Consider the following 13,716-nt stretch of genomic DNA (forward strand, 5'->3'; position numbering starts at 1 on the left):
CTTCAATTCTTCAATCTTTCAATTCTTCAATTTTTCAATCCTTCAATCCTTCAATTCTCATAATCCACCTCATGATCGAGTTTCTCGAGGAAATCCTCATACACCTCCTGCTCCACATCACCCATGGCATATTCCTTCTCCGCATCCTTACGGATCTCGGCAATCCATGTACGACGGGCTTTCACATAATCCTCGCGGATCCGCTCACAGGCAGCCTCGTCGAGTTCGTCCAGATGGTAATAGTCAAGAATCATCTGATAGCTCCATGCCCAACGATAGTCGCGGTAACTGCTATGGATATCGGCAAAGCGGTCAAGCACCTGTTGGATATTGTCAAAGACACCTCCCTTGATATCACTAATCAGACGCTGCTCCTCACTCTCTGGCATCAGCAGACCGCTCAGATCCACCCATTTGCCCTTGCCGATACTACTAACGGGCTTCCCTATATAACCTTCTCTCTGGGCACGCTTCAGGACGGCACCCATATAGATACGCAATGCGATATCATAATACTTCAGTCCTTTGCGCAGAGAAGAGGCGTTGATCACATACTCGTGGAAGTTATAGCTCGACACATTCTCACCCGAGGCGTGACGCAAGTCTTCCAGGATCTTGATACCCTGCATAATCTCTCCCACAGTGAAAGGCGACAGCCAGTCGAAGTTGATGATACTCTTACGCGACAGCTTCGAGCGCTTATCACGTTTCGGCCATTTCTTGATATCACGATACAGACCGACTGTTGTGATGTTACGTCCTGGCACCAGCACCATCTGGTCGCCATAGGCTATCAGATAAGAGAACGGCAGGTTACGGGTGTCAGGATGGTGCATCAGTTTGCCGAAGCAGACGGAGAAGGCACCGATGGTGGCAGGCATCAGGATATAGGCTCCGGAAGCCGTCTTCGTACCGCGCTCCAGTGTTCCCCAGTGCATCGGACCCATCTTATAGGCATGGTTCGAGAAGTTGGTGTTTGAGCCGGCATTATAGAAAGAGAACTCACCGCCAATGAGCAGTGAACTCTTATGATGCGAAGCCGAGAACGGACCGCAGAAGGCGGCACAGGCCTCACCGTTGGCCATGAACGAGTTGGCGAAGAAGAGACTGGCTTCGGCCGTGAACCCGTTGGTAATCTGACAGGCCTCTCCCACGAAGCAATCCTGCATCTTCACGGAATTATTGATGGAACAACCGTCGCAGATGATCGAGTTCTCACATATCACGCCCGTGCCGATAAACACAGGCGCATCCGTCGAGCTCATCACCGTACACTCACTCAGTCGAGCAGCCCCACTGATCTCACAGTCGCCCTTGATGATGGTGTTCGTGATATCCTTGGCATTGATGATCTTCACGTTATTGCCGATAAATCCGCGTTCCGGTCTTGACACGCGCAACTCATCCTCAATCATCTGCTCGAGGATACGCTTCAGTTCCTTGTCGGTGTTGTATTTCACCATGAAGGCGGCCATCTGACTGTTCAGTTCTCTGAAGAGCGTCACGTTTCCGTCGCCCATCTCATTCAGCACACTGATGATGCTACCTTCACCATAGGTGGCGTCGTCTGTCGTCTCCAGCGTACAGATATTCGAGAGATAGCAGTCATTGCCTATCGTATAGTTGTTGATATAATTTCCGACTTTCTCTATCAGACAATCATTACCGACGGTGACGTTTCTCAGGGTCGCGTCATTAATACCAGAATGCTTGAAGAAGCCTTTGCTCACCTCCACCTGTTTGTTGAACTCTCCCAGACGGATATCGCCATAGAATACGACACGATGGAAATTATACGGCTTAAAATTCTCATGCACCTTCACCTTCTGCCAGTCCTCCGCCCAGCAGACATTATTCTCCAGCACCTCAATCTCTGATGGCGTGAGTTGTCTGTAGTCACTCATAAATACTTATTTTTGAATTTGTTTCACTTCATTAATTAGGATACGTTCATCCATCCTCATCTCCCTCGTCTACTCCTCTATCGTATAGAGGAAGTCGTTATACGGATACTTCTGAACATGCAACTCGCGTACTCGCTTGTAGATGATATTACGGAGTTCATCGATGTTCTGTTTGTTCTTTGCCGAGATAAAGATACACTCCAGATAATGCTGGTTCTCACCCGTCTTCGCCATCCAGGTCTTCTGCAGGTCTTCCAGCGTATAGTTCTCCTTCGTCAGAGGCGTCAGGTCGTCCTCCTCCTTCTCCACCCATGTATAGGCATCGATCTTATTGAACACGAGCAGTGCCGGCTTATCAGCACAGCCAAGCTCTTTCAGTGTCTCTTCCACCACCCGTATCTGCTCCTCGAAGTCTGGGTGCGAGATATCCACCACGTGTACCAGCAGATCAGCCTCGCGCACCTCGTCGAGGGTACTCTTAAAGCTCTCCACGAGGTCGGAAGGCAACTTACGGATGAATCCAACGGTATCAGCCAGAAGGAAGGGTAGATTGTCGATGGTCATCTTCCTGACCGTGGTGTCAAGGGTGGCAAACAGTTTGTTCTCGGCAAACACCTCACTCTTGGCAAGCAGGTTCATCATCGTCGACTTTCCCACGTTTGTATAGCCCACAAGAGCCACACGGATCAGACGACCACGGTTCTTACGCTGGGTGGTCTTCTGCTTGTCGATCTCAGCCAGGCGCTGCTTCAGCAGGGTGATACGCTGTAAGATGATACGACGGTCGAGCTCCAACTGGGTCTCACCAGGACCACGGAGACCCACACTACCCTTACCACCACCAGAGCCGGAGCCACCGCCCTGGCGCTCCAGGTGTGTCCACAATCGCTGCAGACGGGGCAGCATATAACGGTGCTGGGCCAGTTCCACTTGCGCCTTGGCCTCAGCCGTCTGGGCACGCATGGCAAAGATATCCAGGATCAGTGAGGTGCGATCGAGGATCTTCACCTGTAGTTCTTTCTCAATATTCCGGATCTGCTTGGCAGAAAGCTCGTCGTCGAAGATCACCATACCCACAGGTTGGGGAATCTCCACACCGTCGGGCATCTGTCCGCCATTAGCCAACTGCCACTCGCTCAGTTCATCCATCGCCTCGTCATAGGCATCCTGGCACTGCTTGATATATTCCTTAATCTCCTGCAGCTTTCCGCTGCCTACATATGTCGTCTGACTCGGTCCGCCCACCTTCTGGGTAAACCGCTTCACCGTCACGGCACCTGCCGTGTCGGCTAAGAACTCCAATTCGTCAAGATATTCATTGGTTTTCGCTTCGTCTTGCTCCCTCGTAATCAGGCCAACCAAGACGGCCGTTTCCGCCTTTGCTTCAGATATTACAAATTCTTTCATTCAGACTTTCTTCAATTTGCTTACAAAGATACTTCTTTTTTGTCACAGATGAAACAGATTAACACAGATTAATAAAAAAAAACGAAGAATCCTGTGTCTGTTTTTCTAGAATTTTGTACTTTTGCAAAAATTTCAGACCATCTAAAACAATTAATTATTATGAGAGTAATCATTCAAAACGACTACCAGAAATTGTCCCAGTGGGCAGCAAACCATGTTGTCGAGCGTATCAATCAGTTCAACCCGACACCCGATCACAAGTTCGTGCTGGGTCTGCCGACCGGTTCTTCTCCCATAGGCATGTACAACGCACTGGTGGAAGCAAACCGCGCAGGCAGAGTTTCCTTCAAGAATGTCATCACATTCAACATGGACGAGTATGTTGGCCTGCCCGAGACACATCCGGAAAGCTACCACGCTTTCATGGCACGTAATCTGTTTGATCATATAGATTGTCCCAAAGAGAATATTCATATCCTCAACGGCAACGCTCCCGACCTGAACGCAGAGTGTGCGCACTATGAGCAGATGATTCTCGAGGCTGGCGGCATCGACCTGTTCATCGGCGGCATCGGTCCCGACGGACATATCGCCTTCAACGAGCCGGGCTCTTCACTTCGTTCCAGAACACGTATGAAGACCCTGACCACTGACACACGCATCGCCAACTCTCGTTTCTTTGGTGGAAATCCCGAGAACGTGCCTGCTCACGCCCTTACTGTTGGTGTGGGAACTGTCATGGATGCCCGTGAGGTCATGATCCTGGCCAACGGTCACGGTAAGGCTCGCGCCCTGCAGGCTGCCATCGAGGGTAGTGTCAACCACATGTGGACCATCAGTGCCCTGCAGATGCACGAGCACGGTATCATCGTGTGCGATGAGGAGGCTGCCGACGAGCTGAAAGTTGCCACCTACAAGTACTTTAAGGACATCGAGAGTGACAATATTCTTTAACACAAATGAAGATTAGAGAATGAGAAAGACCCTCTTCCTTTCTATCTTCCTAACGTCATCAGTCTTCACCCAGGCTGATGACGTTACGGTTTTATCCCCAGACAGCAATCTGCAGGTGACTATCAGCACCAACGATGGGGACGTAACCTATGCCGCCACGCTCGGCGGATTACAAGTGCTTGAGAAATCTTCCCTGGGACTGAAGACAAGTGTTGGCGACTTCACGCATGGACTGACCATGAAAAATTGTCACAAAAAGGAAGTGTTCGACTGCTATACCATGCGCAGCACCAAGACCGCTTCGTCCGAATACCATGCCAACCAACTGACACTCGACTTCGAGAATCAGGAAGGACGGACGTTCAGCATCATCTTCCAGGTCAGCAACAACGATATCGCCTTCCGCTACAGCATCCCTCGTCAGCAGTTCGATGGCAAGGAATACAAACGCGCGGTCGTCTATCAAGAGAAAAGCAGTTTCCTGTTCCCCGACAGGACCACCACCTTCATCTCTCCTCAGATCGGACCAGAGACTGGTTGGGAACAGACGAAGCCCAGCTATGAGGAGGGCTACTCTGCCGACGCCCCCATGGCCGTCAGATCCCAATACGGTCATGGCTATATCTTCCCGGCACTGTTTCATGTTCAAGGCGGAAAGAGTCAGCAGGAGGGCTGGGCCTTGGTCTCCGAGACAGGTGTGAGCAGTGGCTATTGCGGCTCTCACCTCTCCGACTACCAGTCGGGCACCGGCTATACCGTCGCCTACCCCGACAAAGGCGAGAACAACGGGTTCGGCTCGGAGTATGCCGGCATTCCCCTTCCCGGTGAGACCCCATGGCGCACGATCACCGTGGGCACCAGTCTGAAGCCTATCGTTGAGACCACCATCTCTTACGACCTGGTGACTCCTCTCTACGAAGCCTCCACCGACTACCAGTCGGGGCGCTACACCTGGAGCTGGCTCATCTGGCAAGACAACTCCATCAACTACGACGACCAGGTGAAGTTCATCGACCTGGCTTCGGCCATGGGCTTCGAGTACTGCCTTGTCGACAACTGGTGGGACACACAGATCGGTCGTGAGCGCATCGCCGAACTCTCCCAGTATGCCCAGTCGAAAGGGGTTCATCTGATGCTGTGGTACAACTCCAACGGTTTCTGGAACGACGCGCCCCAAGGACCACGCGACTGCATGAATACCAACATCGCCCGTGAACGGGAGATGGCATGGATGCAGCGCATCGGCATCAAGGGCATCAAGGTCGACTTCTTCGGTGGCGACAAGCAGGAGACCATGCGTCTCTATGAGGATATCCTCAGTGATGCCAACCGATACGGTCTGCAGGTCATCTTCCATGGCTGTACCGTTCCTCGCGGATGGGAGCGCATGTACCCCAACTACGTGGCCTCCGAGGCCGTCCTGGCCAGTGAGAACGTGTTCTTCAATGAAGGGGCAGCCATCCGTCAGCCGTTCGACCTCACCCTCCACCCCTTCTGCCGGAATGCAACAGCCTCCATGGACTGGGGCGGCATCATCATGAACAAGTATCTCTCGAAGGACAATAAGAGTCGTCATCGTCGTAAGACGACCGATATCTTCGAGTTGGCTTCAGGTATCATCATGCAGACCAGTATCCAGTGTGTGGCCATGCAGCCCAACAACCTCGACGAACTGCCCCAGTTTGAGATGGACTTCCTGCGCCAGCTTCCTACGACATGGGACGAGACCCGTTTCATCGACGGCTATCCCGGCAAGTACATCATCCTTGCCCGTCGACATGGCGACGACTGGTATGTGGCTGGTCTCAACGCCAAGAAAGAGCCGATCACGCTGACCCTCGACCTCTCCTTCCTATCCGATGACGCGACACTCTATATAGACGACACGAAAGGAGCGCCTATACAGACCACGCTCAAGCGCGACAAGAAAGGACGGGCCAAGATCACACTACAGTCTAACGGCGGTATGGTGATCTACTGATCCGCCGACAGTCACAGAACGAAAAAGCCCTCATCGATTGATGAGGGCTTTATATGTCTTATTCATTCTTTCTCTTTAATCCTTCTTTCTCCGCCACGGGAAGATGATCCTGACCATATCCTTGCGTTCCTCTTTCTTCAGGAAGAATGCCGAGGTGACAAGCAGCAGCAGACCTTCCGTGGCCATGACATGAAGCAGACCGTTCAGCGGACCGTCCACCTCCGACCATTTCAGGTAATAGGCACCGCAGAAGATCAGGACGGAGATCAGTGTCATCATCAGGAAGGGCGTATACACCTCCTTGACGAAATACATGAAGGGGAACTTAAACTTCCTGGTTGCCACCCACACCGTGGCAGAGTGGTTCACCACCTCCAGCACAGACATCCCGATGAACACCGTCCAGAACGGCAGTCCCTGCTTGAGCAGGAAATAGGCCAACGGGAGAATCAGGATCATCACAGAGATCTCGATGATCTGATATTCCTTCATCTCACCAATAGAGATAAAGAACTGGTTCACCAGCTCATGAAGGGAGCGCAGCAGATGATAGATGCTGATGGCCAGCAGGAAGGGGATGACATGCTCAGGCACATGTCCCAACCAGAACTGGACGATGGGACGCGCGAAGATCAGCAGCGGCACCACGATCAGCAGGTAGAAGATGAACGTCACCTTCGCATTATAGCCCAACAGCTTGTAGAAGGTACGTTTCTCGTCATAGGCAGCCGAGGCGTTGATCTGAGGCTTGTAGGCCGTATTCACGTTCGTCACCAGCGTGCTGACACCACCCATCATCTGATAGGCGATGGTACGCGCCGCATTCACGGTGACACCTCCCGCGAGGTTCAGGATGAAGTTCACACCCTCGTGTGTCAGTTGGTTACCCGTATTACCCAGGAAGTTCCAACCGGCAAAGCGACCCATATCCTTGATCAACGACTTATCCCACAGCCAGTGGAACTTCGACTCGACGAAATGACGATGACAATAGAGAGCCGTGACCGTCAGCATCAGGATCGTCACCACCAGCAACAGCACGGAATAGTTGATCAGCTGCTCGAACGGGCCGATAGATATCAGGAAGATGATGACAAGGCGCAGCGCGTAGTCCATGATGGAGAACAGCGCATACACATCCATCCGCTCGTTGGCTATCAGCAAGGCATCGTAGGGCACGGTCATCATCGAGACAATGGCCGTGGCGATGGCCAACTGGAACAAGACCTTGGCCACAGAGAACTGCTCCGGGGTCAGGTTCAAGTGCATGAACACCACCAGTCCCACCGTCTCCATCAAGACGAAGAACAGGCCTGCCAGCACCAGTTGTATCTGCACACCTGTATTGAATATCTTGTTCTGCTGTTTCTCGTCGCCCAGTCCTTTCGTGTAATTAAGGAACCTCTGTATCGCAGAGGAGAAGAAGATACGCAAGGAATGGAACATCAGCACGACGCCACTCACGATATTATAGACACCGAAATCTTCTATGCCCAATTTCTCCAACAGAACTCGAGCCGCATAGAAACCCAACAAAATGACAATGATGCTCCTTACGAAAAGGAACACCGAATTTCTGAATATCACCTGTTTAGCGTCTAACTGCTTCATATCATAGAGGAATCTGCCAGCTGTTTTTTCTTATCCAACTGGCAGCATCTTTCCAATTTGCGTGCAAATTTACTGATTTTTTTCGATACAGACAAGAAAAGATTAGAAAAATATAGTCTGCCCCTCTTCCCATTCATTTTCCACGGTGAAGGAGAACGAGCTGGAACGTGTCGCAGACGCTTCACGACTGAACAGATTTCCACGACAGACCGTGATACGGTTGCGCGTAATCGGGATACTGTCTATCTGTCTCTCTGTCAGCACTGCCAAGCAAGAATCCGTCTGCTGGTAACCCTCCACCGTCACCGTCAGATACTGGCTGTCTTCGCGCGGTATCGTGTATATCTCATATTGTCTGACATTTCTGTCGACATCACAGAACTCTTTCTGTTTCGACTTGACGACACCCCAGCCCGTCGTAGCGTCAACAGTGCCCGACCCTCCCTCATAGGCAAAACGGATCCTATTGACGGATGACGGCGGTGCATCATCGAGCTCAAAGCGCACCTTCGCCACGATACGCCTCAGGGACAATACACGTTCTACCGGCTCGTCACCGACGATCAGACTGCCGCCATAGAGGAAAGTGTCTGAATAGCCTATGCCCTCCGACTGATTGGAGAACCTGATCTTCTGTGCATTGGTCATCGTCGGGTTCTTGGAACTGTTGTGTGCGAGAGCCACCAGATAATAGTGTCCTGCTGGCAGGAGAAAGCCCACCTGTCCGAACCCCGTGTCTCCCGCCTTCTGGTTCACCTGTTTTACCCGCAGCCCCGTCTCGTCATAGACCGCGATGTTCAGTCGGGTACTCACCTCCCCCACTGCCGCCCTCGTCCTGGCAGGAAAGGGCACCTGCTCGAAGCTGGCGACACGCACCACAACATTGGGTGTTTCCTTGTCACCGGCCTCAGAAAGATCATCGGCATTCATTTCCTCACACGATGCCATAGAGAGCATCATCATACTCACGAGAACGCATGACAGCGATCTGCCTACACGACCTGTATAAGAAAAGCAGAAGTGCTTGTTCTTCATAATGTTACCATTTAAGTTAAACAACGATTATACACTGCAAAGTTAACTTAAACCTGTCACATTCCGATTAAACCCGTTGGATATTTAATATTTTTTTACTCTTATCATACACGACAAGCCACTTCCCCACACTGTCATCTCAACCTAAGACCCTTCCGGACCGAGGATTCATCTCCTATATCAGTCCATCTTCGTCATGTGATAGCCCATACGCCGCAGTTGCATGGCAGCGCCATACAGGTAGAGCTGACGCAGACAGGCGACATACCCCTCGAAGGCCTCCTTCGTGCCAGGTTCAAGACGCTGGTGCATCAAGGCGTTATACACCCGTGAGGCACACTCGCCCGTCACCTTCTCCAGCACGATATAGTCGGCACCCTGTAGCGACAGCACCTCCTCGCGGATATACTCGTCCATCGCATCGTAGCCCCGCTTGTCGCGCATATAGACATAGAGGTCCTCGATCTTCGAATAGATCTCCCACTCCGTGTCCCACATCTTCGCCACAGCCATGCCGATATACATCATCCAGCCGAGCGAGGCCGAGGGGAAGTCCTGGAACTCACGGATGCCGTCGGGGATGTAAGCCTTGGCTATCGCCTCCCACTTATCCTCCACGTCGGGACACTCCGGCAGCCGCTCGTCCACCTCCTTGATGCTCAGCAGGAACTGATGCAGGTCAGTGTGTAGTTGCTCTTCAAAATTCTCCATCATCTTTTTCAATCAAGAATGTAAAAGCCAGCCTCTGTGGGATGGTCGAGCACCATGCTCTTCGGATCCTCCTTGGTCAGAAGCCAAGTCATCCAAATATCGCCAGCGGCTCCACCTATGAAGAAGATGCCCCATAAAAGCAAGGGCAGGTTGCCGATGAGCAGCGCCACAACCGAGGGGATGATACCCATCACGATACAAGGCATCATGGCTCCCTTTATGTAGTCTGGGATACGCATCGGCTCATCGCAGTGGCAATAGGGGGTGAGCATCTTCCACATCACGCCAAAGCTGATGCTCTTCCATCCGCCTGGCACATAACAGGCCCATGTGATACCGTGAATAAGCTCATGTATCACGACGCCGACTATCAAGCCAAAGAAAGCCACATACCATTGTGTCTCGCTGCCCAACAGCTCCGCCAGCGGCTTGCGTCCTACCCAAATATAATAGAACGGCACCAGAAACACGACTGCCGACACCAGCAGGATGACAAAGGCAAAGAGATTCGCCTTGACTATATTTATCGACACTTTACGTTTGTTCTCTTCTGACATATTCACAAAACATTTTTTATTCTGCAAAGGTACTCATTATTCCCATTATTTTCGTATTTTTGCACCGATTATTTAGGATTGTTTATGATTATGGCAAAGCGAGAGTATATACAGGCCAACAAGGATTGGCTGGAGGCCAAGGCCAAGGAAGAGGGCGTGAAGGCACTGCCCAAGGGCATCTATTACAAGGTGCTGGGCGAAGGCAACCAGGACAGTGCGAAGCCAACCGTGCGTAGTATCATCACTGCCCACTACACGGGTAGGACGATCGACGGCAAACAGTTTGACAGCAGTCGTGGCGGTGTGCCTCTGGCCTGCCGTCTCTGCGACCTCATCGAAGGATGGATCATCGCCATCCAACAGATGCGCGTCGGCGACAAGTGGGAGCTTTACATCCCTGCCGAGATGGGCTACGGCAAGTTCTCCCAGCCCGGCATCCCCGGCGGTTCAACCCTGATCTTCGAGATCGAACTCCTGTCTATCGCATGACACTCCCTAAGTTCATCATAACGATCATTTCAAATATATCAATATGAAAACGAGAAATAAAATAGCATTAGCAGCATTTATCACTCTTGTTGTGGGTATTGTAGCATACATTACAATTCCATTCCCCAAATTTGAACAGATAGATGTTAGAGATTATACAGCCCCGAGCGATAAAAAGGGAACATTTAGATTTCGGCTATATGATTATAATCACTATATTTATGTTCATAAAGGTATGTCATTTAGAGAAATACCATGTTATAGCGGTGATGGAAGCAAGCATATTCTTGACATAAAATTCAATTGGGATAATAGTATCAGTATCTCTGAAAAAGATCATAAAACCATACTACATATAGATAGTATACATTGTGAACGGACATTATCCTATGGCATTGGATATCTGGTAGGTAACGAGTACGTTTTTGAAGATGTTCCTAAGGAGGCATATTTTGAGAGTATTTCATTCCATGACTCTAAGCAAATATGTGACTCGGTGTCATATATGGTTTGTGACTCAAAGCAAATGTGTGACTCGGTGCCATATACGATTACTCTTTTTAGGCAGAAGCGTTCTCTTCCGAATGGCCCCAAAAGATATGGCTTTGAATTGTATATAGACAATCAGCGCCTTGTAACTGGCAAAGGAGATGAGCCCTTTTTTAACTATTAAATAGGTGAGCAGGTGAATAAACGATAGCCTAGTTGCGGACATTTCGGGGCCACTTGTTTTTACCTGGCAGGAAAGTCGGAGTTTCCTGCCAGGTTTCTGTTACTTTACCGGCATGAAACTCCCAGTTTGCCCCTGCCCTTTCTTTATGCGGATTCATGGTGGTATGCGATTTGTAAATATTGTGTGCCAAATATCACACGCTTACCCATGAAATACAAATAATCCCCCTCACACATTTGGCCGTTTCAGACAAATTGCCTATATTTGCCCTCGATATCAACCATATATCGCATGGGATTACGAATGAAGGTCACGACGGAAAAAGCGTGCGTTCAGAGTAAATGGTGTAACATATAATGGAATTCCTTGAAAATGAGAAGAATTGTTATATTGTTTTTTTGTATAAGTTTTCTCCAATCGTGCTATACGACAAGAAGAAACATTGATGACCAGTTCGTGAAACAAGAAATCCGTATATATAAAAGAATTGGGGATGACTACAAGGTACACTACAACATTCTTAGAATGTATATTATACTGAAAATGACCAATTCTGTTTATGAGATTTACACGGAGACTGCAGAAGGAATTATGGGAAAGTTTTCTTTGAGGAACGACACATTAACCTTGTATCACGACTTTCAACTTGGTTTTTCTGACAGTACAATTAACGTCGCGAAACTTAATAGAAAAGATACTATTCCAGAATTCTATCCTACAAAGTTTATTGTCAGAAAAGACAGTCTGATAGATATTACAGATTATTATGATTCCCCTGAATATCAGAAGGCATTTACTCGTCCAAAGGAAAATTACATTTTGGTAAGATAGAAGGAAACGATTGCATGAGTTTATCAATTTATATGAAATATAGTTTAATCGCATTATTCTGTTGCTTTTTGATGTTTACTGCGTGTGGGCAGAAATATACAAACAACTCTGATCGCAAGTCAGAATCTTGTATTAAAGATTCACAGAAACATACAGGAAAGAAACCTGTTATTGAGAGAAGACAACCAACCGTTGGCGACGTGAACTTATTCATGTTGAGAAAAACATCTGATGAATTCGATAACCTATACTATTTATTTCTTAATGCCGACTCGCAGTTTGAGATTCTCCTTTATGCGATAATTGCTACAGACAAATTCGACATCGCATCTGGATATTACGAGATTGCTTGTTGTCTGACCAATTGCCTAAGTTATCTTTCAATAGGAACACACTCGAAAGAGATGGCTTCTCATTATCTTAGAATCGGCTCAGAGAAAGACAAAATATGTGCAGAAGCATATAATTCTCTTGATAAACGTAGGGATTATGAAAAGATGTGGCTACCAAAGAAAAATAAAAGCCCATTAGCAGAACTTAAAGCAAATTCTCTGATGGGTTCTATTAGGGATTACAATAAACTTAAGAGTGTGCTTCTTCATGAAGACCAATACGATTTGTTGTTGTATTATTCCTACATAATGGTAGAACGGTATAACTATATTCCTGCGAAGAAGGATATTATAGATATTATGGAGAAGGCATATATAAAATATGGCTTAGGGAAATATGGTAAAGACGCAGATTACTTCTGTAATTTCTTTCAAGAGTAGACACCCCAAGAATAGAACAAAAGGGGGCTTTTGTGTTAGTGCGCAGAACAAATAATCCTACTCACACATTTGGCCGTTTCAAACAAATTGCCTATATTTGCCCTCAATATCAACCACATATCGCATGGGATGGCTTATCTCCTCTTTTAAATTCTAAGAAATGAAAATTAAATATTTACTTCTCATCCTCATCCTAGTTGCATGTTCACGAAAAGAAATGCTTATACCAATATCTTACAAATTACACAATCCTTAATTATATGTTGAAGAGAAGAGTCGCTATTCTGAGTGTAATAGATATTGTGATTGTCTTTTGGATTGTATGGTTTGAAAGACAAATACAATATGAGCCTTTACTGGATTATGATTCGAATATAGGAGCAAAGCTACTTCCATTACACTCTGAAGTATATAATACAATGATTATTGCAATCATTATCAACATGATTGTACTGGCTTTTGAATCAAGGATAAGACGCATTAGAAAGTACATGAAGTGTGATCTGATAATTGCGTTTGCATATCTCTTTCTTATTACGTTTTGTATGATGGCAGGGTATTTCTTTATTTTGTCAAGAATACAAGATGGAGTTATTGATGAGCATAATGCTTTGTTCCAATTCCCAATCTGGTTATTTGGGAAGGACTCGTTTTCAAGCGTTATTACCGTCACAGGCCTTTATTCATCGCTATGCATTATACATATTTGTATTTGTTTGTTTTATCTATATTCGTGTGTTAAACAATATAAGAGATGCAAAAAGGACATATGAGGAGGGTATAACACAAG

At 48.1% G+C, this 13,716-nt stretch carries 11 protein-coding genes; 5 read left to right on the top strand and 6 right to left on the bottom strand.

Annotated features, from left to right (window positions below; translation table 11 throughout):
• Positions 1 to 50: 50 nt before the first annotated feature.
• Complete coding sequence (locus BLU99_RS07380; RefSeq protein WP_091900688.1) at positions 51 to 1,904, bottom strand: DUF4954 family protein; 1,854 nt, start codon at positions 1,902 to 1,904, stop codon at positions 51 to 53.
• A 69-nt stretch (positions 1,905 to 1,973) separates the two neighbouring features.
• Positions 1,974 to 3,311 carry a GTPase HflX gene (gene hflX / locus BLU99_RS07385; protein ID WP_091900690.1) on the bottom strand — a complete coding sequence of 446 codons (1,338 nt, stop codon included), beginning with the start codon at positions 3,309 to 3,311 and terminating at the stop codon, positions 1,974 to 1,976.
• Positions 3,312 to 3,470: 159 nt separating this feature from the next.
• Between hflX and nagB the strand changes: the two genes are divergently transcribed.
• Complete coding sequence (gene nagB, locus BLU99_RS07390) at positions 3,471 to 4,265, top strand: glucosamine-6-phosphate deaminase (protein ID WP_091900692.1); 795 nt, start codon at positions 3,471 to 3,473, stop codon at positions 4,263 to 4,265.
• 19 nt (positions 4,266 to 4,284) lie between these two features.
• Complete coding sequence (locus BLU99_RS07395) at positions 4,285 to 6,246, top strand: glycoside hydrolase family 97 protein (protein ID WP_091900694.1); 1,962 nt, start codon at positions 4,285 to 4,287, stop codon at positions 6,244 to 6,246.
• A 75-nt stretch (positions 6,247 to 6,321) separates the two neighbouring features.
• Here the strand turns inward: BLU99_RS07395 and BLU99_RS07400 are convergent, their stop codons facing one another.
• The 4 genes from BLU99_RS07400 to BLU99_RS07415 form a co-directional block, all read right to left on the bottom strand.
• Complete coding sequence (locus tag BLU99_RS07400; protein WP_091900696.1) at positions 6,322 to 7,857, bottom strand: lipopolysaccharide biosynthesis protein; 1,536 nt, start codon at positions 7,855 to 7,857, stop codon at positions 6,322 to 6,324.
• A gap of 102 nt (positions 7,858 to 7,959) precedes the next feature.
• Positions 7,960 to 8,892, bottom strand: coding sequence for a FimB/Mfa2 family fimbrial subunit (locus tag BLU99_RS07405; RefSeq protein ID WP_144006112.1), 933 nt, complete (start codon positions 8,890 to 8,892; stop codon positions 7,960 to 7,962).
• A gap of 180 nt (positions 8,893 to 9,072) precedes the next feature.
• The gene (locus tag BLU99_RS07410; protein WP_091901121.1) at positions 9,073 to 9,603 is read right to left on the bottom strand and encodes a hypothetical protein; all 531 of its coding nucleotides are present in this window, start codon (positions 9,601 to 9,603) and stop codon (positions 9,073 to 9,075) included.
• Between the two features lie 8 nt (positions 9,604 to 9,611).
• Positions 9,612 to 10,160 carry a DUF3267 domain-containing protein gene (locus tag BLU99_RS07415; RefSeq protein WP_091900700.1) on the bottom strand — a complete coding sequence of 183 codons (549 nt, stop codon included), beginning with the start codon at positions 10,158 to 10,160 and terminating at the stop codon, positions 9,612 to 9,614.
• A 90-nt stretch (positions 10,161 to 10,250) separates the two neighbouring features.
• Between BLU99_RS07415 and BLU99_RS07420 the strand changes: the two genes are divergently transcribed.
• The 3 genes from BLU99_RS07420 to BLU99_RS12270 all read left to right on the top strand — a co-directional run bounded on the left by BLU99_RS07420 (position 10,251) and on the right by BLU99_RS12270 (position 12,926).
• Positions 10,251 to 10,649 carry an FKBP-type peptidyl-prolyl cis-trans isomerase gene (locus BLU99_RS07420; RefSeq protein WP_091901123.1) on the top strand — a complete coding sequence of 133 codons (399 nt, stop codon included), beginning with the start codon at positions 10,251 to 10,253 and terminating at the stop codon, positions 10,647 to 10,649.
• A 43-nt stretch (positions 10,650 to 10,692) separates the two neighbouring features.
• Positions 10,693 to 11,322 carry a hypothetical protein gene (locus tag BLU99_RS07425; RefSeq protein ID WP_091900702.1) on the top strand — a complete coding sequence of 210 codons (630 nt, stop codon included), beginning with the start codon at positions 10,693 to 10,695 and terminating at the stop codon, positions 11,320 to 11,322.
• Positions 11,323 to 12,557: 1,235 nt separating this feature from the next.
• The gene (locus BLU99_RS12270) at positions 12,558 to 12,926 is read left to right on the top strand and encodes a hypothetical protein (RefSeq protein ID WP_176771079.1); all 369 of its coding nucleotides are present in this window, start codon (positions 12,558 to 12,560) and stop codon (positions 12,924 to 12,926) included.
• Positions 12,927 to 13,716: the final 790 nt, after the last annotated feature.

It is taken from the genome of Prevotella sp. lc2012 (assembly GCF_900107065.1).
Lineage (GTDB): Bacteria > Bacteroidota > Bacteroidia > Bacteroidales > Bacteroidaceae > Prevotella.

Bases quoted from the DNA above. Each gene is read 5' to 3' on its own strand.
- BLU99_RS07380 (WP_091900688.1), bottom strand. From the start codon at position 1,904: ATGAGTGACTACAGACAACTCACGCCATCAGAGATTGAGGTGCTGGAG.
- hflX (WP_091900690.1), bottom strand. From the start codon at position 3,311: ATGAAAGAATTTGTAATATCTGAAGCAAAGGCGGAAACGGCCGTCTTG.
- nagB (WP_091900692.1), top strand. From the start codon at position 3,471: ATGAGAGTAATCATTCAAAACGACTACCAGAAATTGTCCCAGTGGGCA.
- BLU99_RS07395 (WP_091900694.1), top strand. From the start codon at position 4,285: ATGAGAAAGACCCTCTTCCTTTCTATCTTCCTAACGTCATCAGTCTTC.
- BLU99_RS07400 (WP_091900696.1), bottom strand. From the start codon at position 7,857: ATGAAGCAGTTAGACGCTAAACAGGTGATATTCAGAAATTCGGTGTTC.
- BLU99_RS07405 (WP_144006112.1), bottom strand. From the start codon at position 8,892: ATGAAGAACAAGCACTTCTGCTTTTCTTATACAGGTCGTGTAGGCAGA.
- BLU99_RS07410 (WP_091901121.1), bottom strand. From the start codon at position 9,603: ATGGAGAATTTTGAAGAGCAACTACACACTGACCTGCATCAGTTCCTG.
- BLU99_RS07415 (WP_091900700.1), bottom strand. From the start codon at position 10,160: ATGTCAGAAGAGAACAAACGTAAAGTGTCGATAAATATAGTCAAGGCG.
- BLU99_RS07420 (WP_091901123.1), top strand. From the start codon at position 10,251: ATGGCAAAGCGAGAGTATATACAGGCCAACAAGGATTGGCTGGAGGCC.
- BLU99_RS07425 (WP_091900702.1), top strand. From the start codon at position 10,693: ATGAAAACGAGAAATAAAATAGCATTAGCAGCATTTATCACTCTTGTT.
- BLU99_RS12270 (WP_176771079.1), top strand. From the start codon at position 12,558: ATGGCTTCTCATTATCTTAGAATCGGCTCAGAGAAAGACAAAATATGT.